The following is a 24,870-nucleotide window of genomic DNA, read 5'->3' as shown; positions in this document are numbered from 1 at the left end:
GGGCGGCCTCAGACGATCGTCAGGCTGATCGTGCTGCCCTTGGGCACGGACGTGCCGGCGGCGAGGCTCTGGGCCCGGACCTTCTTCTCGAAGAGCTCACCGAAGGGGTACTGCTTGTCGACCTTGAAGCCGAGGTCGGTGAGCGTCTTCTCGGCGGCGGTGTCCGGCTGGTCGACGACGTTGGGGACCTGGACCATGACCGGACCCTTGGACACGACCACCGTGACGGCGTCGCCCCGGTGCAGGGTCCCCTTGTCGGGCGACTGGGAGACGACCTGCCCTGCGGGGACGGCGTCGCTGTTGACGTCCTCGCCACGACGCACCGTGAGCCCGGCCTTCGTGATGGCGGCGGACGCGGCGTCGAACGGCGCGCCGGTGACCGTGGGCACCTCGATCGGCTGGCGGCCCCTGGAGACGACGACGGACACGGCGGTGTTGCGCCTGACCGACTCGCCGGGCGCGGGGTCCTGGGAGATGACGACGCCCTCGGGCACGGTCTCGCTCCAGTCCTGCGCCCGGTCGCCGAGCCGGAGGGTCAGGGGTGACAGGGCCGCCCCGGCGCCGTTCAGCCTGGTCCCGACGAGCTTCGGGACGGCATACCTCTCCCTGCCCTTGGAGACGACGACGCGGACCGTGGACTCCTTGCCGAGCTCGCTGCCCGCACCGGGCTCGACGCGCAGGACGACTCCCTTGGCCTTGCCCTCGGAGAACTCCTCGACGGTCTCGACCGACAGGGAGGCCTGCTCCATCGCTCCCACGGCCTGCGAGATCGGCTGGCCGACGACGGCCGGCACGACGGTCGAGCCACCGGGCCCCATCGTGAACCACCACCCACCGAACGCGCCGCCGACCAGGACCAGGACGGCCGCCAGCCAGAGGGGCCAACGTCGCCGACGCCCGGCCCGTCGGTCGATCGGCATGGCCGCGGTGTGCTCGAGCGCGGGAGCGTCGTCGTGGACGGGCAGCCCGGCGAGCGCTGCACGCCCGACCTCGTTGGGTCGCGTGCGGTGACGCTCCGGGGCAGTCGGCAGGTCGGCCCGCCGTGGTCGAGCGGCGGGGGAGGCCTGCGTCGTCGACGAGTCCGCCGGCAGCACCGACGTCGTGGCGGGGTCGGGCACGACCGCGGTCCCGCGCCGGTCGAGCTCGTCCGCCGAGAGGCCACGCCGCACCGCGCGCAGCGCGGCCACGAACGCCGCGGCCGAGTCGAAACGGTCCTCCGGCTCCAGCGCCGTCGCGTGGGCGACGAGGTCGTCGAGCTCGGCCGGAACCCCCGGGACGACGGAGCTCGGGGTGACGATCGAGCCGTGGACGTGGTTGTACGCGATCTGGATCGGGGTGCCGCCCGTGACGGCCTTGCGCCCCGTGAGCATCTCGAAGAGGAGCAGGCCCGCGGCGTACACGTCGCTGCGCGTGTCGGCGACGCCGCGCTCGACCTGCTCCGGGGAGAGGTAGGAGACGGTGCCCAGCAGGACACCCGTCTGGCTCGTCGCGGCCTGGTTGGTGATGGCGCGAGCGAGGCCGAAGTCGGCGACCTTGACCTCGCCGTCGCGGCGCACGATGACGTTCTCGGGCTTGACGTCGCGGTGGATCATGCCGGCCACGTGGGCGGCCCGCAGCGCGAGGAGGATCGGCTCGAGGATGGCGAGGGCCTCACGGGCGGTGAGCGGCGCCTCCTCGTGGATGACGTCGCGCAGGGTCTTGCCCTCGACGAGCTCCATCGCGAGGAAGACCTCGCCGTCGTCCTCGCCCTGGTCGAAGACGGCGACGACGTTGGGGTGGCTGAGCCGCGCGGCGGACCGGGCCTCGGCGCGGAACCGCTCGACGAAGACGTCGTCGGTCGCGAGCCCGGGGCGCATGATCTTGAGGGCCACCTCCCGGTCGAGGCGTCCGTCCAGCGCCACGTAGACAGAGGCCATGCCTCCGTCTGCGAGGTGGGAGAGGATGCGGTACCGGCCGTCGATCACCCGACCGACGAGGGCGTCCGCCACGCTGGACGTCACGGAGCGAAGTTTACGGGCTGGCCCGGGCGGCGGGGTCTCGCGGTGCGGGCGCGTCGCCCGCCCGGTGCGCGCGCCGCGTCATGGGCACCGCGAGACCCTCCGCCTGCGCTCCGCGCCTGAGGGCCCCTCCGGCGACCTCCTCGACGGACGGCCCCGGACGCGGAGCGGCCACCGTCAGAGGCGGTCGTAGACGGCCATGACGTTGGCCACGTACTTCTTCGTGTCCTCGTACAGGCCCTTGGTGCGGACCGAGTAGAGGCCCTGGTAGTAGCCGGCGATCGCCTGCTCGCGCGAGTCGGCGCTGGCCTGGAGGGCGCGGATGATGAGGACACCACCGGTGATGTTGTCCTGCGCGTCGAAGCGGTCGAGGGTCCGGCCCGCGAGCTGCGAGGCCCAGGTCTGGGAGACCGGCATGAGCTGCATGACGCCGACGGCGTTCGTGTAGGAGACGGCGCGCTGGTACCACCCGGACTCGAGCCAGCCGATGGCGAGTGCGAGCTTCGGGTCGACGCCGTGTCGGGTCGCGGTCGCGCGGATCATCGCTGCGGTGTCGGTGCGGCTGGGCACGTCCATGGCCGCGAGCTTCGCCTTGCTCGCGGCGACGGCCTGCGCGGTCTTGCTGGGGTACTGGTAGCCCGGCGCGGGGGCCGGGGCGGGGGCCGGCGTCGCCGGCGCAGGCGCCGAGACGGTGCCGGGGATGACGATCTTCTGGCCCACGTAGATGCGGCTCGCGTCAGCCAGCTTGTTCGCCGCGAGCAGCTTGGTCAGCGAGACGCCGTGGCGCTGCGCGATGACGCTCATGCTGTCGCCGGCCTTGACGACGTAGATCGAGCCCACACCGCCCGGCGTCGCCGGTGTGGAGTGCGCCGGCGTGGGGGGCGCCGGCGTGGCCGGTGCCTTCGCGCCCGGCACGCTGATCCGCTGCCCGACGAAGATGAGTCCGGCGTTGGCGAGCCGGTTCGCGGCGAGGAGCTTGGTCAGCGACACCCCGTAACGCGTGGCGATCCCGCTCATGGTCTCGCCCGAGCGCACCACGTGGATGACGGTGGCGGTCGTGCTCGCCGGGCGGGCCTGTGCCGGCGTCGACGTGGCGGATCTGGTCGGGGTCGACGACGGACGGCCGGGGACGAGCAGCTTCTGCCCCGGGTGGATCACCGATCCGCCCGCGGTGAGCCGGTTCTTCTCGACGATCGCCCGGATGGTCGTGTGGTGCGCGAGGGCGAGGTGCCAGAGCGTGTCGCCCGGGCGGACCGTGACGGTCGTCCACGGGGTGGCGGCCACGGGGGCCACGGCAGCGTGTGCGGGCAGGGCGAGCGCGGCGACGTCGGCGAAGGGCATGGGGGTGGAGTCCTTTCCTGGAGCCCAGCTGAGTTCGAGAGCGTGGAGGGGCGTTCGGAAGGGGTTCGGTGGCGTGCGTGGTGGTGCTGGTGGTTGCTCTGGTGCTGCGGAGGTGCTGTGTGACGCTTGTGAGCCGAGTGGCGCCTGTGACGATAGCGCACAATTGAGCACTAAAGTATAAATACAATGCTGTAATTCGCCCCGGGCCGCTCGCGGCAGCCTCTCCGGGAGGTGTGCGCGGGCCGGTCGGGACGGTGGCAGACTCTCGTCCTGTGAGCGAGACCCCCGAACTGCAGCCCGACGTGCCCACCACCCGCGACCTGGAGTCGCTCGTCGGGGAGTGGCTGACCGTTCCCGACGCCGCCGAGCGGCTCGGCCTGCAGCTGTCGCAGGTGCGTCAGCTGATCGCCGACCGCGAGGTCCTCGCGGCCCGGATCGGCGAGCGGCGCGTCGTCGCGATCCCCGCGAAGTTCTTCGACGAGACCGGACCCCGGCCCGAGCTGCGCGGCACCTTCACCGTCCTCGCCGACGGCGGCATGGACGACGACGAGATCATCGAGTGGCTGCACACGCCGGACGCGACGCTGCCCGTCGAGGGTGCGCCCATTGACGCCATGCTGGCCGGGCACAAGACCGAGATCCGGCGCCGCGCGCAGGAGCTCGCCTTCTGACGCGCGGTCGGTCAGGTCCCGACGGGACCGCCCGGCCGACGACGTATGCCGGGTGGCCCGTTCGTCAGGACCGGCGGGCTGTCGAGACCGCGACGAGCGCCTCGAGCACCTCGAGCGCCGACGGGTCGTAGGCGCCTGTCGCGCGAGCCCGGTCGACCGCGGCGCAGGCCTCGCCGGCCAACGCGGTGATGAGGCTCTCGACCCGGTCGACAGCACCGGTGTCGACGAGGATCCGGCGGATCGCCTCGACACCAGCGAGCTCGAGGTCGTCGCGTCCGAAGAGGCTCTCGACCGTCTGACGGTCGGTCTCGGACGCCGTGTCGAGGGCGTGAGCCACGAGCACGGTGCGCTTGCCCTCGCGCAGGTCGTCGCCCGCGGGTTTGCCGGTGGCCTCGGGGTCGCCGAAGACGCCGAGCAGGTCGTCGCGCAGCTGGAACGCCTCCCCGAGGGCGAGGCCGTAGTCCGACAGCGGAGCGAGCGACCCGTCGGGCGCGCCACCGACGAGGGCGCCGATGAGGAGGGGGTGCTCGATGGTGTACTTCGCGCTCTTGAAGCGGATCACCTTGCGGGCCGAGGCGATCCGGGCGTCGAGGTCGAGCCCCTCCCAGCCACGGGCCGATTCGAGCAGGTCGAGGAACTGGCCGCCCATGAGCTGCGTGCGCATCGAGTCGAAGAGCTGTCGGCCGCGGGCGAGCTCGTGGGCCGGCAGGCCGCACGTCGCGTACAGCTCGTCGCACCACGTCAGGCACAGGTCACCGGCGAGGATCGCGGTGCCCTCGCCGAAACGGTCGGGGTCGCCCGCCCAGCCACGCGCCTGGTGCAGCGAGGCGACGGCGCGGTGCGCGGACGGCATACCCCGCCTCGTGTCGCTGCGGTCCATGACGTCGTCGTGGAGGAGGGCGGCGCCCTGGAAGAACTCCATGCTCGCCGCCAGGCGCACAAGCGCGTCGGAGTCGGGGCCACCGGCGGCGCGGTAGCCCCAGTAGAGGAAGCCGGCGCGCAGCCCCTTGCCGCCGGTCAGCAGGCCGGACACGGCCGACACGAGCGGGGCGGTCTCCTCGCCGATCGCGGCCAGCGACTGCGTGGCCCCGGCGATCTGCCCGTCGATCGCCTGCTGCACCCGACGGCGCAGGACGTCGAGGTCGGTGGGGGTCTGCACGGGGTCCTCCATCGAGTCGGGGGAATCGTGGTCAGCCTACGCGGCGCGAGGGTGCGGTCGTGAACAGCCCGGACGCCGCGGGCGCGCGCGGCTTAAGGTGTGCGGCATGGCACACGGCACGGCATCCTCGATGGCGCGGGCGGAGCGGTTCACGCGGTCCATCCCGGCGATGATCGAGGCCGACACCCCGACGTTCAGCTTCGAGTTCTTCCCGCCGAAGGACGACGCGTCCGAGGCGCAGCTCTGGGACGCCATCCGGCGCCTCGAGAAGGTCTCACCGAGCTTCGTGTCGATCACCTACGGCGCCGGTGGGGGCACCCGCGACCGCACGGTGCGCCTCACCCAGCGCGTCCTCGAGGCGACCTCGCTGACGCCCATGGCGCACCTGACGTGCGTCGGCCACTCCGTCGCCGAGCTGCGCGGCATCGTCGGGTCGTATGCCGCCGCGGGGGTCCGCAACATCCTGGCCCTGCGCGGTGACCCCCAGGGCGGCCTCGGCCAGCCGTGGGTCGCCCACCCCGAGGGCCTCGACCACGCCGACGAGCTCGTCGCGCTGGTTCGCGGGCTCGGTGACTTCACCGTCGGTGTCGCGGCCTTCCCCGACGGGCACCCGGAGTCGGGTGACATCGGCGAGGACGCCGAGACCCTCGTGCGCAAGGAGCGGGCCGGCGCTGAGTTCGCGATCACCCAGATGGTCTTCGACGTCGACCACTACCTCCGCCTGCGCGACGAGCTCGTGCGACGCGGGTCGCGGCTACCCGTCGTCCCGGCGATCATGCCGATCACCAACGCGCGCCAGGTCGTGCGCATGGCACAGCTCGCGGGTCAGCCGATGCCGACCGCCGTGACCGACCGCCTCGAGCGCCACGGCGACGACGCGGCCGGCGTGCGCGCCGAGGGCATGGCGATCGCGACCGAGTCGTCGCGCCGCCTGCTCGACGAGGGCGCGCCCGGCATCCACTTCATCACGATGAACCGCTCGTCGGCGACGCTCGAGGTCTTCGGCAACCTCTGACCCGAGGTCGGGCCGGGGCCGCCTGCGGATCAGTCGGCATCTGGTGGTGTCGTCAGGTCGTGGCGGACGGGGTGGCAGAGCTGCCCGGCGTCGACGTGGACCCACCTTGCTGGCCCTGGGGGCCGTCGCCGTCGTGGTCACCGCCGCGGCCGCCGGGACCACCCGATCCGCCTGGTCCACCCTCTTGGAGGGCCGTCACGGCGAAGGAAGCGTCGACCTGCACCGTGATGTGGGTGCCGTCGGTGCGCACCATGTGGGCCTCGTAGACGCCGTCCGAGTCGGTCTCGACGCGCTCGATCGTCGCGGTCGGCTCCTTGGCCTTGGCGGCTGCCGTCACCTTGGCGGCGGTGTCACCCGTGAGGAGCTTCTCGTCGGAGCGCATCGGCTTGCTCGGGTCGGTGTTGCCGTTGCCGTTGCCCGTGCCCTCGCGGAGCTGTCCGTGGGTGCCGCTGGTCGAGGTGGCCGTGCTGCCCGTCTCGTCCGCGCTGGCGAGGGCGGCCCCGCCGAGCGCGAGCGCCGACGCGGCCACGATGCCGGCGCCTGCCAGCGCGATGGTCTTGTTCCTCATGCGTTCCACTCCTTCGATGGGCTGGCCTCGTGCCAGCTGTGTCCACCGTCGGCAACGGCACTGTGTCCCCGCCGTCGTCAGGGTGGGGAGGCCCTGTGAGGGGTCCGCAGACCTGTGGGGGCCACGTCCCGGGGACGTCCGGGCTCACCGGAACGGCCGGTCAGGTCTCCTGGTCGAAGGGTCGCTCGAGACGCTCGTCGTCCCGGGCCGGCGACGGCGGTGGTGGCGCCGCGGTCCCGCGGCGCTCCCGGCGCTCGGGGGGCTCGGGGGGCTCGGGGGGCACGGCGATGCCCACGCGTTCGCCCCACGCGTCATAGCGACGCTTGTAGCGGCGGATGCGACCGGCCAGCTTGTAGACGAGGAAGGCGCCGAGCACGAGGAAGAGCAGGGCGATGGCCGCGGCCCACCACGGGTGGGCGATGGCGAGAGCCGTGACGCCGGTGACCGTGACGTCCTCGGTGGTGCTGACGAGGATGTTGCTCGCCGGCTCGGGCGAGGTGTTGACCGCGGCGCGCAGACCGGCCTTGATGCCGTGCGAGATGAGAGCCGTGACGCCGCCGGTGGCCGCGCCGATCGCGGCGTCGAGGCTCGCCGTCTCGTGGCCGATGAGGTAGCCGATCGTCGCCCCGACCGCCGGCCGGACGACCGTGTGCACCGAGTCCCAGGCGGAGTCGATGTAGGGGATCTTGTCGGCGAACATCTCGAGCACGAAGAGGATCCCGGCGCCGACGAGCACGTCGGTGCGTGCCAGGGCGTTCGGGATCTGGCTCAGGTGGAAGACCTTGTCCGCGAGCCCGAGGACGAGCACGACCGCGTACGCGTTGATTCCGCTGCCCCACCCGGTGGTGAAGGCCATGGGGATGAGCTCGGCGCCCACGACGCTCCTTCGGTCGCGCGCCGGTCGCGGATGCGCCGGTGCGGCTGTGGCCCGGCCGGTCGGCCGAGCCCAGGTCCAACGTCCCTGACGCTCCCGTATTCCCGGGGGCGGCGCAACGGGGCGCGCTGCCCCGGACACCGGGGCAGCGGAACGGGCCCGATCCGTGAGCGGACGGGACCCCTGCACCCCTCCGTTCGCGGACCGAACCCGCAGCCCCACTCTGCAGGCGACCATGACGGGACGACCTGAGCACGGCTACTCAGATCGGTCCGGAGTGGGACGGAACGGGCAGGCGCCGGCAGCCCCGGGGCGCCGGCCCGAGAGGACGTCCGAGTGGCTCGCGGACCGTCTTGACAGGCTGTCGGCGGCAGGGGTTAGGCTTCGCGTATCGAACAGGTGTTCGAACGTCGTTCTCCCGGTGAGTGCTCGGAGGTGAGGTTCGAGCCGGTGTCCGAGTCAGTCAGGTTGTCAGTCAGGTTGTCAGTTCAAGTCGTCGGTTGGTGTCGGACTGCTCGTGTGGAGCGCGGGTGGTCCGGGTCGTGATGTCGGCCTCGACGTGTCCGAGGGAGACGTGTCGTGGTGCGTAGGTTCAGTGACGCCGTGCAGGTGAGAGTGCGCGAGCGGGAACAGCAGGAACAGCAGGAGCGGTCCGTGGTGGGCCGGCCGGGTGACTCGGCCAACAGACCCGCCCGCTCGGCCGGGCCCTCGGGACCCTCAGAGCCTTCGGGGCCCTCCGAGGACGGCGGGTACCTCGAACCACCGCCCGAGGCGTTCATCTGGCGCGGTCGCCTCTACGTCGTGCGTGGCGTCCTCGCCCAGTGGCGCGAGCGGCGGGCCTGGTGGCACGACGCGCTCGAGGCCGACGAGGCGCAGGTGCATCCCGGCGAGACGCTCGTCGCCGCTGCGAGCGAGCAGCACGTCTGGCGCGTCGAGGCGAGCCCGGGCTGGTCGTTCGCGCCCGGGGTCTACGACCTCGCCCACGACGAGTCCCCGCGCGGCGACCGGTGGTCGCTCGTCCGGGTCGCCGACTGAGCCCATGAGACGAGAGAGGAGAGGAACCACCATGACTGCAGCCCACCACGTGCGCCGTCCGCCCATCTCGGTCGCCGTGCTCGACCTGCTCGAGCGAGGTCGCGCGACCCTCGAGGCCGCCTGCCGCACGAGCGACGCGTCCGAGCGCTACCGCGACGCCCACCTCGGGGCCCTGCGCGCCGCCGCGGCCCTCGTTGCCTCCCGCACCGTCCCGTCGCCGCGTTCGCGACCGCGCAGCGTGTGGCAGGTGCTGCCCGGGGTGGCCCCGGAGCTGGGGGAGTGGGCGGCCTTCTTCGCGGCCTGCTCGGCCCACCGGTCGGTCATCGACCGCGGCGGTCACATCAGTGCACGCGAGTCCGACGACCTGCTGCGCCAGGCCGAGATGTTCCTCGAGATCGTCCAGGACCTCCTCGGCGTCCCGGCGACGATCCCGCTGCCGCAGTCGATCACCCCCGTCTCGAGGAGCCGGGCGAGCGGGGCGTGACGACCGGTATGACCACGACCACCACCATCACCAGCGGCCTCACCGGCGGCATCGCCGGCGGCACCGAGAGCTTCGTGCACCTGCACGTCGCGTCCGGGTACTCCATGCGCTACGGCACGGCCAAGCCGCACCAGCTCGTCGAGCGCGCCGCAGCGTTCGGGCAGCCCGCTCTCGCCCTGACCGACCGCGACGGGCTCTACGGCGCCGTGAAGTTCGTCCGTTCCTGCATGGAGCACGACGTCGCGCCGATCCTCGGTGTCGACCTCGCCCTCGGACCCGAGCAGCCCGAGCGCCGGCGCGGACGCCCCGCGCGCACCCCGGTGCGCGGTGGCGCCCTCGTCGACCCGCGGCTCCCGCGTGTCACCGTGCTGGCCCGGGGCAGCAGCACCGGTCTCGCCCCGGGCGCGGGGTGGGCGGCGCTCTGCCGTCTCGTCACCGCGACCCACCTGCGCGGCGAGCGCGGCAACCCCGTCACGACCGCAAGCCTCGTCGCCGAGCACGCGCGCCTGCTGCCCACCCCGCCCGTCGCCGAGGACGACCGACCCGACGGACGAGGCGGACGGCATACGCCGTCGGTGACGGACGGTGGGCCCTCCCGGCTCGTCGTGCTCCTCGGACCCGACTCCGACGTCGGCCGAGCCGTGCTCGCCAAGCGACGCGACCACGCCAGGGCGGCGCTCGAGCGCTGGGTCGCGCTGCTACCGCGCGGCGCCGTCGTCGTCGAGGTCGTGTGCCACGGCGGACCCGAGCACCAGCCCGGCAGCCTCGGACAGGCCGGACGCATGCTCGCGCTCGCCCGCGAGGTCGGCGTGCCGAGCGTCATCACGGCCGCGGTACGCCACACCGACCCGCAGGACGCCGCCATCGTCGACGTCCTCGACGCCGCCCGCCGGCTCGTCGCGCTCGACGCGCGCCACCTCGACCGCGTCACGACGGCAGGGCACCTCTCGCCGACACCCCTCATGCACGCGCTCGCCCTCGACGTCGTCCAGGTCTCGGGGCCGGGGCTCGTCGGCGGCGGGTCGCTCGCCCGCGAGCAGGCACGCGAGCTGCTCGCCCGCACGACGGCGCTCGCCGCCGAGTGCGTCCAGGACCCACGGGCCGACCTCGGCATCGGCTCGGTCCACCTGCCCGAGCCCGGCGTCCTCGGCATCCGGCCCGGCACCAACCCGCACCGCGTCCTCGCGCGCCGGTGCCGCGAGTCGATCGCGACCCGCTATCCAGGTCGCACCGAGGACGAGCTCGGCGCCGTCAGCGACCGGCTCGAGGACGAGCTCGGCGTCATCGAGACCCTCGGCTACGCGACGTACTTCCTCACCGTCGCGCAGGTCTGCGACCTCATCCGCGAGATGGGGGTGCGGGTCGCGGCCCGCGGGTCGGGGGCCGGGTCGCTCGTCAACTACCTCCTCGGCATCTCCGGCGTCGACCCGATGCGACACGGGCTGCTCATGGAGCGCTTCTGCTCACCGCTGCGGGCCGAGCTGCCCGACATCGACATCGACGTCGAGTCGGCCCGGCGCACCGAGATCTACGAGCGCATCCTCGACCACTTCGGCGGCGACCGCGTCACGTGCGTCTCGATGATGGACACCTACCGGGTGCGCCACGCGATCCGCGACGCCGGGGCCGCGCTCGGACTGCCGCCGCCCGAGATCGACGCCATGGCCAAGGCCTTCCCGCACATCGCCGCCCGCAACGTGCGCAACGCCCTGGCCGAGCTGCCTGAGCTCCGGGCGAGCGGCCTCGACGTGCCACGCCTGCAGCTGATGTTCGACATCGTGGAGCGCCTCGACGGCCTGCCCCGGCACATCGCGCTGCACCCGTGCGGAGTCGTGCTGTCCGACTCCGTCCTGCTCGACCGCACGCCCGTCGAGGCGAGCTGGCTCGGCTTCCCGATGAGCCAGTTCGACAAGGACGACGTCGAGGAGATGGGGCTGCTCAAGCTCGACGTCCTCGGCATCCGGATGCAGTCGGCGATGGCCCACGCCGTCGTCGAGGTCGAGCGTGTCGACGGCGACCACATCGACCTCGACGACGAGTCGCAGGTGCCCTTCGACGACGAGCCGACCTTCGAGCTCGTCCGCTCGACGAAGACCCTCGGCTGCTTCCAGATCGAGAGTCCCGGGCAGCGCGAGCTCATCGGCAAGTTCGGGCCGCGCACCTTCGACGACCTCATCATCGACATCTCGCTCTTCCGCCCGGGTCCGGTCAAGAGCGACATGATCATCCCGTTCCTCAACGCGAGGCAGGGCTGGAAGGACCCGTCCTACCTCCACTCGTCGCTCGTCCCGGCGCTCGAGGAGACCGAGGGCGTCGTCGTCTTCCACGAGCAGGTGCTCATGATCGTCGCCGAGACGACCGGCGTGACCCTCGCCCAGGCCGACGAGGTGCGTCGCGCGCTCGGCACACCCGACGGGCAGAAGCGCATCGAGGCGTGGTGGCGACCCGCCGCCCGCGACCGCGGCTACGCGCCCGAGGTCGCCGACAAGATCTGGGAGGTCCTCAAGGCGTTCGCGTCGTTCGGCTTCTGCAAGGCGCACGCCGCGGCGTTCGCGCTGCCGACCTACCAGTCGGCCTGGCTCAAGACGCACCACCCGGCGGCCTTCCTCGCCGGGGTGCTGACCCACGACCCCGGCATGTACCCCAAGCGCCTCATCCTCGACGACGCCCGCACCTTCGGCATCGCGATCCTCGGTCTCGACGTCAACGTCTCGACCGGCGCCTACCGTTTCGAACGCACCGACGACGGCGGGGAGGCCATCCGCCTCTCGCTCGCCGACGTCCACGGCATCAGCGAGGCCGAGGTGGCGCAGATCGTCGCGGGCCAGCCCTACTCCAGCCTCTCCGACTTCTGGCAGCGTGCCCACGTGTCACGACCCGTCGCCGAGAAGCTCGTGCTCGCCGGGGGGTTCGACTCGCTGCACGACATCGACCTCGGTGGCCCGTCCCGTCTCGACGAGAGCGGGGCCGGGGTCGTGGGTCGTGCCCGCGGCGGCCTCGGCCGTCGCGGCCGGGTCACCCGGCGCGACCTGCTGCTCCACGTCGCCGAGCTCGACCGATGGTCCTCCTCGCAGCGGTCGTCGCGCCGGTCCTCCCATCGGGTCTCGGCCGCGAGCCGGTCGTCGGGACCGGCCGGGTCACGCGGGCGGGTCACGTCCGTCTCGGCCACGGGAGACATCCGGGCCCTCGCCGCGGCCCAGTCGCAGGCCTCCGCCGGGGCTCCCGAGCAGATCGCGACCCAGCTGACGCTCGACCTCGGCGACACGCCACGCCTCACCGCGACGAGCGGCCTGCCCGAGATGACCGGTCCGGAGCGCGTCCGCGCCGAGCTCGAGGTGCTCGGCCTCGACGCGAGCGGCCACGTCGTCGACTTCTACCGCCCGCTGCTCGACGCGCTCGGCGTGACCCGGGCGCGCGACCTGCTCTCCGGACGCAGTGGCCGCGAGGTCCTCGTCGCCGGGGTCAAGGTCGCCACCCAGACCCCGCCGATCCGCACCGGACGCCGCGTCGTGTTCCTCACGCTCGACGACGCCACCGGCCCGGCCGACCTCACCTTCTTCGAGGATGTCCAGGGCCCGTATGCCGCCACCGTCTTCCACTCGTGGCTGCTGCTCTGCCGCGGTCTCGTGCGACGCACCGGCCCGCGCGGCGTCTCCATCCGGGCCACCGGTGCGTGGGAGCTCTCGGCCCTGCAGGACGCGTGGACCTCCGGAGGCGTCACCGCCGTCCGCGACGCGCTCGAGGCCGCCGACCGGTCGGCATGGGAGCGCGCCACCGCGCTCGCCGGACCGGACGGGACGGGCGGCGGGGTCGGTGAGGGACCGGACGGCCGGCGGGTGCTCGTCCACGCCTCGGGGTTCAAGCAGTCGCCCTATGCCGACATCAAGCCGGCGGGAGACGACGTCAGGGGACCGCGAGGCACGAGCGGGCTCGTGCCCGGCGAGACCGTGGGCGGCCCGCCACGCAAGCTGTGGCACGCGAGTCCGGGAAGCTCGGGGCACTAGGGTGATGACGCACACGAACCACACGCGGCACCACGCGTACCACGTTCCCAGACGGAGGATCCCGTGCCCGACGAGCAGCGCCCCCAGCGACGTGGAGGGGTCCGGCCGTCGGCCGTCGTCTCGGCCGTGGGCCGGATCGCCGACGAGTGCTCGCAGCGGCTCGGCCGTCCGCTCGAGGTGCTCGACCTCGGGGGCGGCACGGGCGGTGTCGCCGTCCCGCTCGCCGAGGCCGGTCACCGCGTCATCGTCGTCGACCCCAGCCCCGACGCGCTCGCGTCGCTGGCCCGCCGGGCCCGTGAGGCCGGCATCGTCGACCGCATCACCGCGGTCCAGGGCGACGGCGACTCCCTCGAATCCGTCCTCGCCGGTCGTCGCGTCGACCTCGCCTGCTGCCACGGCACACTCGAGTTCGTCGACGACCCCGCCGCCACGCTCCACGCCGTCGCGCAGGTGCTGGGGGAGGGCGGTGTCCTGTCGCTGCTCGTCTCCGGCCGGCTGTCCGTCGTCTTCGCCAAGGCCATCGCCGGCGAGTTCGGCCAGGCCCGGGCGGCGCTCGTCGACCCGTCCGGCCGCTGGGGGAGCACCGACCCGCTGCCGCGCCGCTTCGACGTCGAGCAGCTCGAGACACTCCTCGCCGACGCCGGCTTCACCGACGTCCGGGTGCGCGGCACCAACATCCTCGGCCACCTCGTCCCGGCCTCGCTCATCGACTCCGAGGCCGACCGCGTCGCCCTGGCCGAGCTCGACGAGCTGCTCGTCACCGGACCGGGGCGCGAGTTCCTCCGGACCCTCGGCAATGCCCTCCACGTCGTCGCGCGCCGCGACTGACCGCGCCCTCGTGAGCGCGTCGACCCGTCCGGCGGGCCGACGATGAGCCGCCGCCAGTTCACCGCGCCGACCAGGGCGGGCTCCGAGCCGCCCGACGACTCCGGGTGCACCGTCCTGCACGTCGACATGGACGCCTTCTACGCGTCCGCCTCGCTCATCTCGCGTCCCGAGCTGCGGGGCCGGCCCGTCATCATCGGTGGCGCGAGCGGGCGGTCCGTCGTGCTGTCGGCCACCTACGAGGCGCGCGCCTTCGGCGTCACCTCGGCCATGCCGATGGCTCGGGCCCAGCGGCTGTGCCCGCAGGCGGTCATCATCGAGCCCGACCACCGCCGCTACGCCGCCATCTCCGAAGCCGTCATGGCGACCTTCGCGATGATCACCGACAGCGTCGAGCCCCTCTCCCTCGACGAGGCCTTCCTCGACGTCTCCGGGGCCGTACGCCGACTGGGCCGCCCGACGCAGATCGCCGAGCAGCTGCGCGACACCATCGCCGACGAGCAGGGCATCACCTGCTCCGTGGGGGTGGCCCCGACGAAGTTCGTCGCCAAGCTCGCCTCCAACCTCGCCAAGCCCGACGGGCTCATCGTCGTGCCGCGCGAGGAGGTCGTCTCGTTCCTGCACCAGCTGCCCGTCGGCGCGATCTGGGGCGTCGGCGACAAGACCGAGGAGCACCTGCACCGCCTGGGCCTGCGCACCGTCGCCGATCTCGCGCACACGCCCGTCGAGACGCTCCAGCGTGCCCTCGGCGACGTCGCCGGCCGGAGCCTGCACGACCTCGCGTGGGGCCGTGACCCGCGGTCCGTCGTGCCCGAGCGGCGTGAGAAGTCGATCGGTGCCGACGAGACCTTCGCCCACGACATCGACGACCCCGTACGCATCCACCGTGAGCTGCTGCGCCTCGCCGACCGCACCGCGGCCCGCGCCCGCTCCGCCGGGATGACGGGGCGCACCGTCTCGATCAAGGTGCGCTTCGCCGACTTCACGACGATCACCCGCGCCAAGACCCTGCGCCACCACACGGACGTCTCCCGCGACATCTTCGCGACGGCCCGCGAGCTCTACGACCGCCTCGGACTCCAGCGCGCCCGCATCCGGCTCGTCGGGGTCCGCCTCGAAGGGCTCGTCCCGTCGGCCGTCGCGCCCATCCAGGCCACCCTCGACGAGCCCGAACACGGGTGGCGCGAGGCCGACCGCGCGGTCGACCGGGCGAGCGCCAGATTCGGTGCCGGATCGGTGCGTCCAGCATCACTGATGCCCGACCGGCCCTCGGGTTCCCAACGCGAGCGGCGAGACATATCCTGAAGGAAAGAAGTCCGCGTCGGCCGTTTCCGACATACGATTCGGGCACAGTCGATTTCGCACCAGGGAGGTGCCGGGTGGCACTCTCGGAACACGAGGAAGCACTCCTCCAGCAGATGGAGGAAGCCCTCTACGCCGAAGACCCTCGATTCGCATCGCGGATCGAGAAGACGAAGTCGCGCGGTCTCGGTCGCGGACGGCTCGTCGCCGGCGTCGTAGCCGCGGTCATCGGACTCGCCCTCGTGGTCTTCTCAGCGATGAGCAGCAGCATCTGGCTCGGTGCGGTCGGCTTCGCGATCATGGTCGCCGGCATCGTCTACGCCATCACTCCGTCGAAGACGAAGCTCGCCGCCGTCGCCAACGACGGCACCACCAAGCCGCGGGCCGGCAAGGCCAAGGCCGCGTCCGCCAAGCAGGCCACCTTCATGGAGCGCCTCGAGGAGCGGTGGGAGAAGCGCCGCCGCGACCAGTGGTGACGCGCCCCTGACGACACGGCGCACACCGGTGCAGCGCACACATCACACTGACGGATACGGTCGGGGTCCTGCGTCGTGTCAGGAGCGCGTGAGGGGCGTGCGTCGCCGGGCGACCTGCACTCAGGGCCGGGTGACGTAGACCCCGACACCCCAGGTCGCGATCATGGCGAACGCCGTCGCGAGCTCGATGCCCATGTTGAGGGCGACCGCGCGGATGGCCTGCGTCGTCGCGTGCCAGGCCGGTGCGTGCCCCCGGTGCTTGACCAGCTCGAGGACGTAGATCGTGAGGACGAAGCCGAGCGGGCCACCCACGACGGGCACGACGAAGAAGCCCACCACCGCGACGACCAGCGCCACGGCGACGATGACCCCGTCGACCCCTGCGGTCTTCATCCGGCGCCCCGGGACGGTGTACTGCGCGACGAGGCCCACGGCATACAACAGGGTCGAGATGCCGAGGACGAGCCAACCCGGCCCGTCCTGACGCTCCAACGCCCACACGAGCGTCGCACCCCACACCAGCAGCAGCCCCGGAAGCACCGGGACGACGATGCCGACGGTGCCCACGAGCATCGCGAGGAGAACGAGGACGTTCGTCGCGGTGATCACGGGGCAGCCGTCGGCGGCGTTCGGATCAGGATGGGGTCAGGAAGGGCCGGGTCGGAGATCGCCTCTGGGCTCAGCGTTCGTCCACGGGAGCGGATCCCGGGATCTCGGTGAGTCGTTCCGTCTCGTCGCGGATGTCGAGAGCCTTGTCCTTCAGCGCCGGGAGGTGCTCCCGACCGTGGTGCGCGCAGAAGAGCAGCTCTCCGCCGGAAACGAGGCGGGCGCGGATGTAGGCCTGGGCCCCACATCGGTCGCAGCGGTCAGCAGCAGTCAGTTCGGGTGCCAGTGCTGTCGTCATCGTATTTCGCCTCTTTCCTCCCTCGGGGGTCCCCCGGAGGGAAACCCTGCCATGTACCTACGACGCCCGATCGGTCCATCCGGTGGACCTCTCGCGCTTCGTGGACGTTCCAACAGTGAATCACGTCGAAACCTTCCCGATGACGAGGCTCGGTGATTGAGACGCCCGGCGGGTCGACATCGTTACGTGTCAGTGATTCGCCGCGCCCCGCAGATACGGATTGGCACACCTCGCGCCGGTGGGGCGCGCGGGGCTGTCGGGGCCCGTGTCCGGGTCGTCCGTGGGTCGGTCACCCGGGGCCCAGCGAGCCTCCCGGGAGCCGTCGGCGGCGGTGGCTAGGCTTCCCCTGCCAGCCCTCCACAGCCCGACCGCTGGCCGCTCACCGACCGAAAGAGAACGACACACCGTGGCCTCCGCCTCACGACCCGCTCCCTCCGGCAACGGCGACTACACCGCCCGCCACCTCCAGGTCCTCGAGGGCCTCGAGGCCGTGCGCAAGCGCCCCGGCATGTACATCGGCTCGACCGACCAGCGCGGCCTCATGCACTGCCTCTGGGAGATCATCGACAACGCGGTCGACGAGGCCCTCGCCGGCGTGTGCACCGACATCGAGGTCATCCTCGGCGGAGACGGGTCCATCGAGGTCCGCGACAACGGCCGAGGCATCCCCGTCGACATCGAGCCGCGCACCGGTCTGTCCGGCGTGGAGGTCGTCTTCACCAAGCTGCACGCGGGCGGCAAGTTCGGTGGCGCCTCGTACGCCGCCACCGGTGGGCTCCACGGCGTCGGCGCCTCCGTCGTCAACGCGCTGTCCGCGCGGCTCGACGTGGCCGTCGACCGGGTCGGCAAGACGTACGGCATGAGCTTCCGACGGGGCGAGCCCGGCACGTTCGGCGACCGGACGTCCGTGCACTCGCCCGACTCGGAGTTCACGCCCTACGAGAAGAAGAGCGCGCTGCCCGTCGTCGGCAAGGCCAAGCGGGGCGTCACGGGCTCCCGCGTGCGCTTCTGGCCCGACCGCCAGATCTTCCTCAAGGACGCAGAGCTCGACTACGACGCCATCCTCGGCCGGGCCCGGCAGACCTCGTTCCTCGTCCCCGGGCTGCGCCTCGTCATCCGCGACGAGCGACGGCTCAAGGGCACGCCCGGCGAGGACGGCCCGATCGAGGAGGTCTTCCAGCACGACGGCGGCATCACCGACTTCGTCGAGTTCCTCGCGCCCGACACCCCGATCACCGACGTCTGGCGCCTCGAGGGCTCCGGCACCTTCACCGAGACGGTCCCGGTCCTCGACGTCAACGGTCACATGACCCCGACCGAGCTCGAGCGCGAGTGCGCCGTCGAGGTCGCGCTGCGCTGGGGCCAGGGCTACGACACGAAGGTCCAGTCCTTCGTCAACATCATCACGACGCCCAAGGGCGGCACGCACGTCACCGGCTTCGAGCAGTCGATCGTCAAGGTCTTCCGCAAGCAGCTGGAGCTCAACGCGCGGCGCCTCAAGGTCGGCAACGACAAGCCCGAGAAGGACGACATCCTCGCCGGCATGACCGCCGTCGTGACGGTGCGCCTGGCCGAGCCGCAGTTCGAGGGCCAGACCAAGGAGGTGCTCGGCACCAACGCCGTGCGCGCCATCGTGGCCAAGGTCGTCGAGAAGGAGCTGACCGACCGCCTCACGTCGACCAAGCGCGGCGACAAGGCGCAGGCGTCGCTCCTCCTCGAGAAGGTCGTCTCCGAGATGAAGTCGCGCATCAGCGCCCGGCTGCACAAGGAGACCCAGCGTCGCAAGAACGCCCTCGAGAGCTCGACGCTCCCGTCCAAGCTGCGCGACTGCCGGACCACCGACGTCGAGCGCTCCGAGCTGTTCATCGTCGAGGGCGACTCGGCGATGGGCACCGCCAAGGAGGCGCGCAACTCCGAGTTCCAGGCGTTGCTCCCGATCCGCGGCAAGATCCTCAACGTCCAGAAGGCGTCGGTCTCCGACATGCTCAAGAACGCCGAGTGCGCCTCGATCATCCAGGTGATCGGTGCCGGCTCGGGCCGCAGCTTCGACCTCGGCGCCGCACGCTACGGCAAGGTCATCATCATGACCGACGCCGACGTCGACGGGGCCCACATCCGCACCCTGCTGCTGACGCTCTTCTTCCGCTACATGCGTCCGCTGGTCGACGCCGGTCGGGTCTACGCGGCCATGCCCCCGCTGCACCGGCTCGAGGTCATCAACGCCGGCGCGAAGAAGAACGAGCTGATCTACACCTTCAACGAGCCGGAGATGCGCCGCACCCTGGCCCGTCTCGAGAAGTCGGGCAAGAAGATCAAGCAGCCGATGCAGCGCTACAAGGGCCTCGGCGAGATGGACGCCGACCAGCTCGCCGACACGACGATGGACCCGCGCCACCGCACCCTGCGCAAGGTGACGATGCGAGACCTCGAGGCCGCCGAGCGCGTCTTCGAGCTGCTCATGGGCAACGAGGTCGCGCCGCGCAAGGACTTCATCATCGAGTCCGCGGCCGAGGTCGACCGCGAGCGCATCGACGCCTGACGGGCCGTTCGAGGCCCCCGGAGTGTCCGCGGGGTGACGGGACCACCCGCGCGGCACAGCCAGCCGTGCTTACGATGTGTCCCTGCCGGCGCGACTCCCTCCGCCGGTACGCGTCGAGCAAGGGGAATCGATGGTGGGCAACGTCAACGCCGAGGAGTCGGTCGCCGGCGAACACTCCGGCACGCGCGAGGATCCGGGCGCCCGGCCCGACGCGCCCCGTGCCGTCCCGACGGACGGGGTCGACGGCCATACCTTCACCGTCGCGCTCCCCGGCCCCGCCGCCGAGTCCGCCGAGTCCGCCGAGTCCGCCGAGTCCGCCGAGTCCGCCGACTTCGCGATCCCGGACGACGCCGTGGTCCCCGACGAGCCGGACCAGCTCTCCGGCTCTCCGGCGGCCCCGGACGAGGACGTCGCCGTCGCCGGCATCGACACGGCCCCCGACCGCACCGCCCCGGCCCCGGCGCGCTACCTGACGCCGGACGAGCTGCACTGGGCCGGTGAGACCATCGAGGCCATCTCGACCGCGTTCGCCTCGAAGGTCGTCGGCCAGGCGCGGTTGCAGGAGACCCTGCTCATCGCCCTGCTGACGGGTGGCCACGTGCTCCTCGAGAGCGTCCCGGGCCTGGCCAAGACGACCGCGGCCCAGACGATCGCGCAGGCCGTGGGCGGGAAGTTCCACCGCATCCAGTGCACCCCCGACCTGCTGCCCAGCGACATCGTCGGCACGCAGGTCTACAACCAGCACTCCGGCACGTTCGAGACCCAGCTCGGTCCCGTGCACGCCAACTTCGTCCTGCTCGACGAGATCAACCGCAGCAGCGCCAAGACGCAGTCGGCCATGCTCGAGGCGATGCAGGAGCGCCAGACCTCGATCGGCGACAAGAGCTACGCCCTGCCCGACCCCTTCCTCGTCCTCGCGACCCAGAACCCCATCGAGCAGGAGGGCACCTACCCGCTGCCCGAGGCACAGATGGACCGCTTCATGCTCAAGGACGTCCTCGACTACCCGTCGCCGGCCGAGGAGGCGGAGGTGCTGCGGCGCATCGACTCCGGCATCTTCCTCACCGCCTCCGAGCCGGTCGTGTCCGTCGCCGACGTCAAGCGGCTGCAGGCGCTCGTGGGCCGGGTCTACATTGACCCCGCCATCATCAACTACGTCGTCGGCATCGGCTACGTCACGCGGCACCCGCGCGACTACATCGAGCCGCGCCTCGCCGGCTACGTCGACTTCGGGGCGAGCCCGCGGGCGAGCATCGCCTTCACGAGCGCCGCCCGCGCGCGTGCGCTCGTCGACGGCCGCAACCACGTCGTCCCCGACGACGTCAAGGCGCTGACGCACCGGGTGCTGCGGCACCGCGTCACGCTCGGCTTCGAGGCCGCGGCCGACGAGGTGGCCGTCGAGAGCATCATCGACGCGATGGTCAACGGGATCCGCACGCCCTGACCAGGGCACCGGACGAGGACTCGACATGACGACGACGCTGCTGACGAGGGTGAAGAGCAAGCTCTTCGTCCACGCGCGCCGCAAGTCACGCAGCCTGCTCGAGGGGGAGTACGCCTCCGTCTTCCACGGCCGCAGCCTCGACTACGACGACCTGCGCGACTACGTCCCGGGTGACGAGGTGCGCGACATCGACTGGCGCGCCACGGCCCGCAACCAGTCGCCCCTCGTCAAGCGCTACGTCGCGAGCCGCAAGCAGAACCTCATGCTCGTCGTCGACACCGGTCGCGGGATGGCGGCCACGACCCGCAGCGGAGAGCCGAAGAAGTCCGTGGCCATCGCGACGGCCGGTCTCGTCGGCTACCTCGCTCAGCGTCACGGCGACCTCGTCGGGCTCGTGCGCGGCACCGCCGGCTCGACCGTCGCGCACGACCTGCGTGGCTCCGAGGCGCACCTCGAGCTGCTCCTGCGCGCCGTCGACGCCGCGACCGTCCTCGACGGCGACCAGAGCAACCTCGCGACGCAGCTGCGCTGGATCGTGCGCAACGTCCGCCGCCGTCTCGTGCTGCTCGTCGTCGCCGACGACAAGGAGCTCGACCCGGCGCTCGACGAGTTGCTGCGCCGGCTCCACGTCCAGCACGAGATCCTCTGGGTCACGGTCGAGGACGCCGACCCGACCGCCATCGACGGCGACCGGACGGCATACGACGTCGTCGACACCTACACCCTGCCGACGTTGGTCCGGCTCGACCCTCGGGTGCGGGCCGCGTACGCCGCCTCCGTCGCCGACCGGGTGCGGCGCACGTCCGAGCTGCTCGACCGGCGCGGCATCAACCACGCCCGCCTCGGATCGTCCGACGAGGTCGTCGCGACGGTCTTCGCCCTGCTCGAGAGGCAGCGCCGTGCTCGCCGCTGACGCGCCGCCGCCGGGCTTCTACGCCCCCGACCCGTACGCCGCGAAGTGGCTCTGGATCGGCGTCGGCGCCCTGGCCCTCGTCGCTGCCTGGTACGTCTGGGTGTGGTGGTCGACCCGGGAGAAGAAGGTCGTGGTGCCGCCGCGCGTCACCCCGGACCGGCTGAGCCGGCTTCGCGCCGACTACACGAGACAGATCGACCTCGTGCTCGACCGTGCGGCAGCGGGGGAGATCAGCCAGCGCCGCGCCCACCAGCAGCTCAGCGTGCTCGTGCGCCACTTCGTCCAGGAGGTGTCGGGCATCCACGCGCCGACGATGACGCTCACCGAGCTCAACGCGCGGGGATCACGCATGACGCCCGTCTCCGAGGTCGTCGGCACGCTCTACCCGGGTGAGTTCGGCCCGCGTGAGACGGCCACCCTCGTCGGGGCCGGCACCGTCGCCAAGCAGGTGGTGGCGCGATGGAGCTGAACGGTCTGGACCTCAAGTGGCCGGGGGTGCTCGGCCTCGGCACGCTCCTCGCCGCCCTGCTCGCGTATGCCGTCTACCGCCTGATGTCCCGCCGCCAGGCCCGCGCGTCGGCGGCGGTCGCCAACTCGACCGCGCTGACCGAGCTGCCGGAGTACCGCCGGGCCCTCCGTCTGCACCGGATCCGGATGGCGGTGCTCGCCTCGAGCGCCCTGCTCCTCGGCGGGGCAGCCCTGGTCGGGGCGGCCCGCCCCCTCGACACGACCGTCGACAAGCCGCAGACCCGCAGCCGCGACATCATGCTGTGTCTCGACATCTCCGGCTCGATGGCCGCCTACGACGCGACGCTCGTGTCGACCTTCAAGACGCTCGTCTCGAGCTTCGAGGGCGAGCGCATCGGTCTCGTCATCTTCAACTCCTCGGCCGCGACGGTCTTCCCGCTCACCGACGACTACGACTTCATCAACGGCGAGCTCGACTCGGCGGGGCGGGCGCTGAGCGGCGACCCGGAGTACGACTCCTTCTTCGCGGGCACCTTCAACGGGCGGGGCACCTCGCTCATCGGTGACGGTCTCGCGACGTGCGTCTCGAGCTTCGACAAGGTCGACCTCCAGCGCGCCCGCTCGGTCGTCTTCGCCACCGACAACCATCTCGCCGGCCGACCGATCATCGACGTCGACCAGGCCGGTGAGCTGGCCAAGGCCAAGGGGGTGCGCGTCTACGGTCTCAACCCCGAGGAGGACGGGGCCGACGAGGAGGCGGTGCGGATGCGCGACATCGTCGCCGGCACCGGGGGGCGGTACTTCCCGATGAGCGACCAGGCTGCCATCACGGGCATCGTCGACGCGGTCCAGGCCCAGGAGGCGACGCTCATCGACGCCGCCTCTCGCTCGCTCTACTCCGACAACCCGACGCTGCCGATCGCGCTCGCCGGGATCGGGCTCATCGGGGTCATCGGGGCGAGCCGGAGGTGGGCCTCGTGAGCCTCCTGCCCGTCGCGCCGTGGCCCGTGCTGCTCGTCCTCGCCGTGGGGGCGCTGGCTGCCGTGTGGTGGAACCCGTCGTCGCGCTCGGTGCCGGGGGAGTCACGGGCGACGCACTGGCGCCTCACGGCCGCCGTGGTGCTCCTCGGGGTCGCCGCGCTGCGCCCCGCCGTTCCCGGCGAACAGGTCGACACCACGGCCGCGAACCTCAACGTGTACTTCGTCGTCGACACGACGAGCAGCATCATCGCCGAGGACTACGGCGACGGCCGTCCGCGCATCGAGGGCGTCTCCGCCGACATCTCCGCGATCGCGGAGGCGCTGCCGGGGGCACGCTACTCCGTCGTGACGTTCGACCAGGCGGCGCGGGTGCGGCTTCCCCTGACGACCGACACCACGGCACTCGACGCGGCCGTCGAGACCCTCCTGCCCGAGTCCTACGAGGTGTCCAAGGGCACGTCCGTGACCGAGGCCGGCGCCCGCCTCAAGACACTGCTCCAACAGGCCGACGCCCGCACCCCCGAGCGCGGCCGCGTCGTCTTCTACCTCGGCGACGGCGAGCAGACCGCGCAGGAGCCCCCGGCCCCGTTCGACATCGACAAGCGGCTCATCAACGGCGGGGCGGTCCTCGGCTACGGCACGACCGAGGGTGGTCGGATGAAGGGCACACGGTCCCGCTTCGATGCGACCCGCGACTACATCAAGGACCCCGCCACGGGTGAGGACGCCCGCTCGGTCGTCAGCGAGGACACCCTGCGCACCATCGGCGACCAGCTCGGTCTCACCTACCTGCACCGCGAGGCGGGCGACGCCATCGGCCCCGCCGTGGACGGCATCGACCTCGAGCGCTTCGGCACGAGCGAGCAGATCGAGAAGCAGAAGGTCATCGCCCGCCGAGAGCTCTACTGGCCGCTGCTCCTCGGGGTGGCCGGCATCGCGGCGTGGGAGGTCGGCGCCGGCATCACGGCGCTCGTGCAGACCCGCCGCCGGAGGGAGACCCGCCCATGACGCTCCTCGACGACAGGCCGGCGCGCGCCGACGACGCCGCGGAGACGGGCGTACGCGGCCGCTTCCGACTGCGCCGGCGTGCCCGACGCCCCCTCCCGCCGCACCTGCGCCGGCGACGCCGGCGGCTCCTGCTGGCGTCTGCTCCCGTCGTCGTCCTGCTCCTCCTCGTGGCGGCCCGGCTCGTCTCGCTCAACCTCGTGCACGCGCAGACGCTCGCCGCCTACGAGGCCGGCGACAAGCCCAACACGCTGACCTGGGGTGAGCGCCAGGGGTGGGTCAACGTCGTCGAGTCGTTCCGGTCGCCGTTCGCGATCGGAGACGCCCACGTCCTCTCCGGCCACTTCGAGCTCGCCCGTCCGTGGTTCGAGCAGGCCTTCGAGCAGGTCCCGAAGGGCGGGATCGACGAGTGCAAGGTGCGCGTCAACCTCGGCCTGACCTACGAGGCCCTCGGCGACGCTGCGAAGGCGCGCGAGCGCACCGACGAGTGGAAGCAGTACTACGACAAGGGCATCACCATCACCAAGGAACGCCCGCCGCTCTGCGACGCACCCGAGGGGGGCCAGACCGGCGAGCAGCTCCAGCAGGCACAGCAGCGGATGGAGGAGAAGAACTCCGAGGCGCCGCAGGACCAGCAACCGCCGGACGACCCCCAGCAGCAGCCCGGTCCGAACCAGCCGTCCGCTCCCACGCCCGACCCGGGCAACACGCCCAGCCAGGAGGAGCAGGACTACCTCCAGGAGCAGCAGCGCCAGAACACCATCGAGCGCAACGAGCAGCAGCAGCAGGGCACCGACGACACGGTGCCCGGCGACGGTTCGCAGGGCGTCCCCAAGCCCTGGTGAGCAGACCCGTCGTGGTGCCGG

General features: G+C 72.1%; 22 protein-coding genes. 15 read left to right on the top strand and 7 right to left on the bottom strand.

The window, feature by feature from the left end; all coding sequences use genetic code 11:
- Positions 1-8: 8 nt before the first annotated feature.
- Both pknB and ASD90_RS14730 read right to left on the bottom strand, forming a co-directional pair.
- Positions 9-2,000: a Stk1 family PASTA domain-containing Ser/Thr kinase gene (gene pknB, locus ASD90_RS14735; protein ID WP_235506679.1), complete on the bottom strand. Its 1,992-nt coding sequence runs from the start codon at positions 1,998-2,000 to the stop codon at positions 9-11.
- Positions 2,001-2,174: 174 nt separating this feature from the next.
- A complete protein-coding gene (locus tag ASD90_RS14730) occupies positions 2,175-3,338 on the bottom strand; it encodes a lytic transglycosylase domain-containing protein (protein WP_056758052.1) in 1,164 nt (387 codons plus the stop codon).
- Between the two features lie 272 nt (positions 3,339-3,610).
- On the opposite strand from ASD90_RS14730, the gene ASD90_RS14725 reads away from it, so the two are divergent.
- Positions 3,611-4,009 carry an Rv2175c family DNA-binding protein gene (locus ASD90_RS14725; protein WP_082588754.1) on the top strand — a complete coding sequence of 133 codons (399 nt, stop codon included), beginning with the start codon at positions 3,611-3,613 and terminating at the stop codon, positions 4,007-4,009.
- 64 nt (positions 4,010-4,073) lie between these two features.
- On the opposite strand, the gene ASD90_RS14720 is transcribed toward ASD90_RS14725, so the two are convergent.
- Positions 4,074-5,180: a polyprenyl synthetase family protein gene (locus tag ASD90_RS14720; RefSeq protein WP_056758048.1), complete on the bottom strand. Its 1,107-nt coding sequence runs from the start codon at positions 5,178-5,180 to the stop codon at positions 4,074-4,076.
- 94 nt (positions 5,181-5,274) lie between these two features.
- On the opposite strand from ASD90_RS14720, the gene ASD90_RS14715 reads away from it, so the two are divergent.
- Entirely contained in the window at positions 5,275-6,183 is a 909-nt protein-coding gene (locus ASD90_RS14715) for a methylenetetrahydrofolate reductase (RefSeq protein WP_056758045.1), read from the top strand.
- 52 nt (positions 6,184-6,235) lie between these two features.
- On the opposite strand, the gene ASD90_RS14710 is transcribed toward ASD90_RS14715, so the two are convergent.
- On the bottom strand, positions 6,236-6,751 hold the full coding sequence (locus ASD90_RS14710) for a hypothetical protein (RefSeq protein ID WP_200958633.1): 516 nt from the start codon (positions 6,749-6,751) through the stop codon (positions 6,236-6,238).
- Positions 6,752-6,911: 160 nt separating this feature from the next.
- Positions 6,912-7,628: a DUF4126 domain-containing protein gene (locus ASD90_RS14705; protein ID WP_056758042.1), complete on the bottom strand. Its 717-nt coding sequence runs from the start codon at positions 7,626-7,628 to the stop codon at positions 6,912-6,914.
- Positions 7,629-8,204: 576 nt separating this feature from the next.
- Here ASD90_RS14705 and ASD90_RS14700 point away from each other — a divergent pair.
- From ASD90_RS14700 to ASD90_RS14675, 6 genes are all read left to right on the top strand, one after another.
- Positions 8,205-8,660: a DUF6504 family protein gene (locus ASD90_RS14700; protein ID WP_235506678.1), complete on the top strand. Its 456-nt coding sequence runs from the start codon at positions 8,205-8,207 to the stop codon at positions 8,658-8,660.
- A gap of 31 nt (positions 8,661-8,691) precedes the next feature.
- Positions 8,692-9,144, top strand: a complete 453-nt coding sequence (locus ASD90_RS14695) for an SAV_6107 family HEPN domain-containing protein (protein ID WP_056758039.1) — start codon at positions 8,692-8,694, stop codon at positions 9,142-9,144.
- An 8-nt stretch (positions 9,145-9,152) separates the two neighbouring features.
- Positions 9,153-13,148, top strand: a complete 3,996-nt coding sequence (locus ASD90_RS14690) for a DNA polymerase III subunit alpha (protein ID WP_200958632.1) — start codon at positions 9,153-9,155, stop codon at positions 13,146-13,148.
- A 63-nt stretch (positions 13,149-13,211) separates the two neighbouring features.
- A complete protein-coding gene (locus ASD90_RS14685) occupies positions 13,212-13,976 on the top strand; it encodes a bifunctional 2-polyprenyl-6-hydroxyphenol methylase/3-demethylubiquinol 3-O-methyltransferase UbiG (protein ID WP_056758037.1) in 765 nt (254 codons plus the stop codon).
- A gap of 42 nt (positions 13,977-14,018) precedes the next feature.
- Positions 14,019-15,278, top strand: coding sequence for a DNA polymerase IV (dinB, locus tag ASD90_RS14680; RefSeq protein ID WP_056758035.1), 1,260 nt, complete (start codon positions 14,019-14,021; stop codon positions 15,276-15,278).
- Positions 15,279-15,352: 74 nt separating this feature from the next.
- Complete coding sequence (locus ASD90_RS14675; RefSeq protein ID WP_082588752.1) at positions 15,353-15,751, top strand: DUF3040 domain-containing protein; 399 nt, start codon at positions 15,353-15,355, stop codon at positions 15,749-15,751.
- 120 nt (positions 15,752-15,871) lie between these two features.
- Here ASD90_RS14675 and ASD90_RS14670 read toward each other — a convergent pair whose 3' ends face one another.
- Together ASD90_RS14670 and ASD90_RS14665 are read right to left on the bottom strand one after the other, a co-directional pair.
- Positions 15,872-16,360, bottom strand: a complete 489-nt coding sequence (locus tag ASD90_RS14670) for a DUF456 domain-containing protein (RefSeq protein WP_056758027.1) — start codon at positions 16,358-16,360, stop codon at positions 15,872-15,874.
- A gap of 70 nt (positions 16,361-16,430) precedes the next feature.
- Complete coding sequence (locus tag ASD90_RS14665) at positions 16,431-16,655, bottom strand: hypothetical protein (protein WP_026863175.1); 225 nt, start codon at positions 16,653-16,655, stop codon at positions 16,431-16,433.
- 406 nt (positions 16,656-17,061) lie between these two features.
- Between ASD90_RS14665 and ASD90_RS14660 the strand changes: the two genes are divergently transcribed.
- From ASD90_RS14660 to ASD90_RS14630, 7 genes are all read left to right on the top strand, one after another.
- Positions 17,062-19,194 (top strand): type IIA DNA topoisomerase subunit B, encoded by a 2,133-nt coding sequence (locus tag ASD90_RS14660; RefSeq protein WP_056758025.1) that lies wholly within the window; start codon positions 17,062-17,064, stop codon positions 19,192-19,194.
- A gap of 424 nt (positions 19,195-19,618) precedes the next feature.
- Positions 19,619-20,638: a MoxR family ATPase gene (locus tag ASD90_RS14655; protein ID WP_162260214.1), complete on the top strand. Its 1,020-nt coding sequence runs from the start codon at positions 19,619-19,621 to the stop codon at positions 20,636-20,638.
- Between the two features lie 25 nt (positions 20,639-20,663).
- Positions 20,664-21,551 (top strand): DUF58 domain-containing protein, encoded by an 888-nt coding sequence (locus ASD90_RS14650; RefSeq protein WP_056758023.1) that lies wholly within the window; start codon positions 20,664-20,666, stop codon positions 21,549-21,551.
- Positions 21,538-22,020: a hypothetical protein gene (locus tag ASD90_RS14645; RefSeq protein WP_056758018.1), complete on the top strand. Its 483-nt coding sequence runs from the start codon at positions 21,538-21,540 to the stop codon at positions 22,018-22,020. Before ASD90_RS14650 ends, ASD90_RS14645 begins: the two co-directional genes overlap by 14 nt.
- Entirely contained in the window at positions 22,011-23,000 is a 990-nt protein-coding gene (locus tag ASD90_RS14640) for a VWA domain-containing protein (protein WP_056758017.1), read from the top strand. The genes ASD90_RS14645 and ASD90_RS14640 overlap by 10 nt, the downstream gene beginning before the upstream one ends.
- Positions 22,997-24,007: a VWA domain-containing protein gene (locus ASD90_RS14635; protein WP_162260209.1), complete on the top strand. Its 1,011-nt coding sequence runs from the start codon at positions 22,997-22,999 to the stop codon at positions 24,005-24,007. Before ASD90_RS14640 ends, ASD90_RS14635 begins: the two co-directional genes overlap by 4 nt.
- Positions 24,004-24,849, top strand: coding sequence for a tetratricopeptide repeat protein (locus ASD90_RS14630; protein ID WP_056758009.1), 846 nt, complete (start codon positions 24,004-24,006; stop codon positions 24,847-24,849). The genes ASD90_RS14635 and ASD90_RS14630 overlap by 4 nt, the downstream gene beginning before the upstream one ends.
- Positions 24,850-24,870: the final 21 nt, after the last annotated feature.

Origin of the sequence: Terrabacter sp. Root181, from assembly GCF_001428505.1 — a bacterium.
GTDB lineage: Bacteria > Actinomycetota > Actinomycetes > Actinomycetales > Dermatophilaceae > Terrabacter.
Note: the sequence above shows the minus strand (reverse complement) of the source record. Positions and strands in the feature narration are given on the sequence as shown.

Coding starts and splice junctions, on each gene's coding strand:
- ASD90_RS14730 (WP_056758052.1), bottom strand. CDS start 3,338: ATGCCCTTCGCCGACGTCGCCGCGCTCGCCCTGCCCGCACACGCTGCC.
- ASD90_RS14720 (WP_056758048.1), bottom strand. CDS start 5,180: ATGGAGGACCCCGTGCAGACCCCCACCGACCTCGACGTCCTGCGCCGT.
- ASD90_RS14715 (WP_056758045.1), top strand. CDS start 5,275: ATGGCACACGGCACGGCATCCTCGATGGCGCGGGCGGAGCGGTTCACG.
- ASD90_RS14710 (WP_200958633.1), bottom strand. CDS start 6,751: ATGAGGAACAAGACCATCGCGCTGGCAGGCGCCGGCATCGTGGCCGCG.
- ASD90_RS14695 (WP_056758039.1), top strand. CDS start 8,692: ATGACTGCAGCCCACCACGTGCGCCGTCCGCCCATCTCGGTCGCCGTG.
- ASD90_RS14690 (WP_200958632.1), top strand. CDS start 9,153: ATGACCACGACCACCACCATCACCAGCGGCCTCACCGGCGGCATCGCC.
- dinB (WP_056758035.1), top strand. CDS start 14,019: ATGAGCCGCCGCCAGTTCACCGCGCCGACCAGGGCGGGCTCCGAGCCG.
- ASD90_RS14665 (WP_026863175.1), bottom strand. CDS start 16,655: ATGACGACAGCACTGGCACCCGAACTGACTGCTGCTGACCGCTGCGAC.
- ASD90_RS14650 (WP_056758023.1), top strand. CDS start 20,664: ATGACGACGACGCTGCTGACGAGGGTGAAGAGCAAGCTCTTCGTCCAC.
- ASD90_RS14640 (WP_056758017.1), top strand. CDS start 22,011: ATGGAGCTGAACGGTCTGGACCTCAAGTGGCCGGGGGTGCTCGGCCTC.
- ASD90_RS14630 (WP_056758009.1), top strand. CDS start 24,004: ATGACGCTCCTCGACGACAGGCCGGCGCGCGCCGACGACGCCGCGGAG.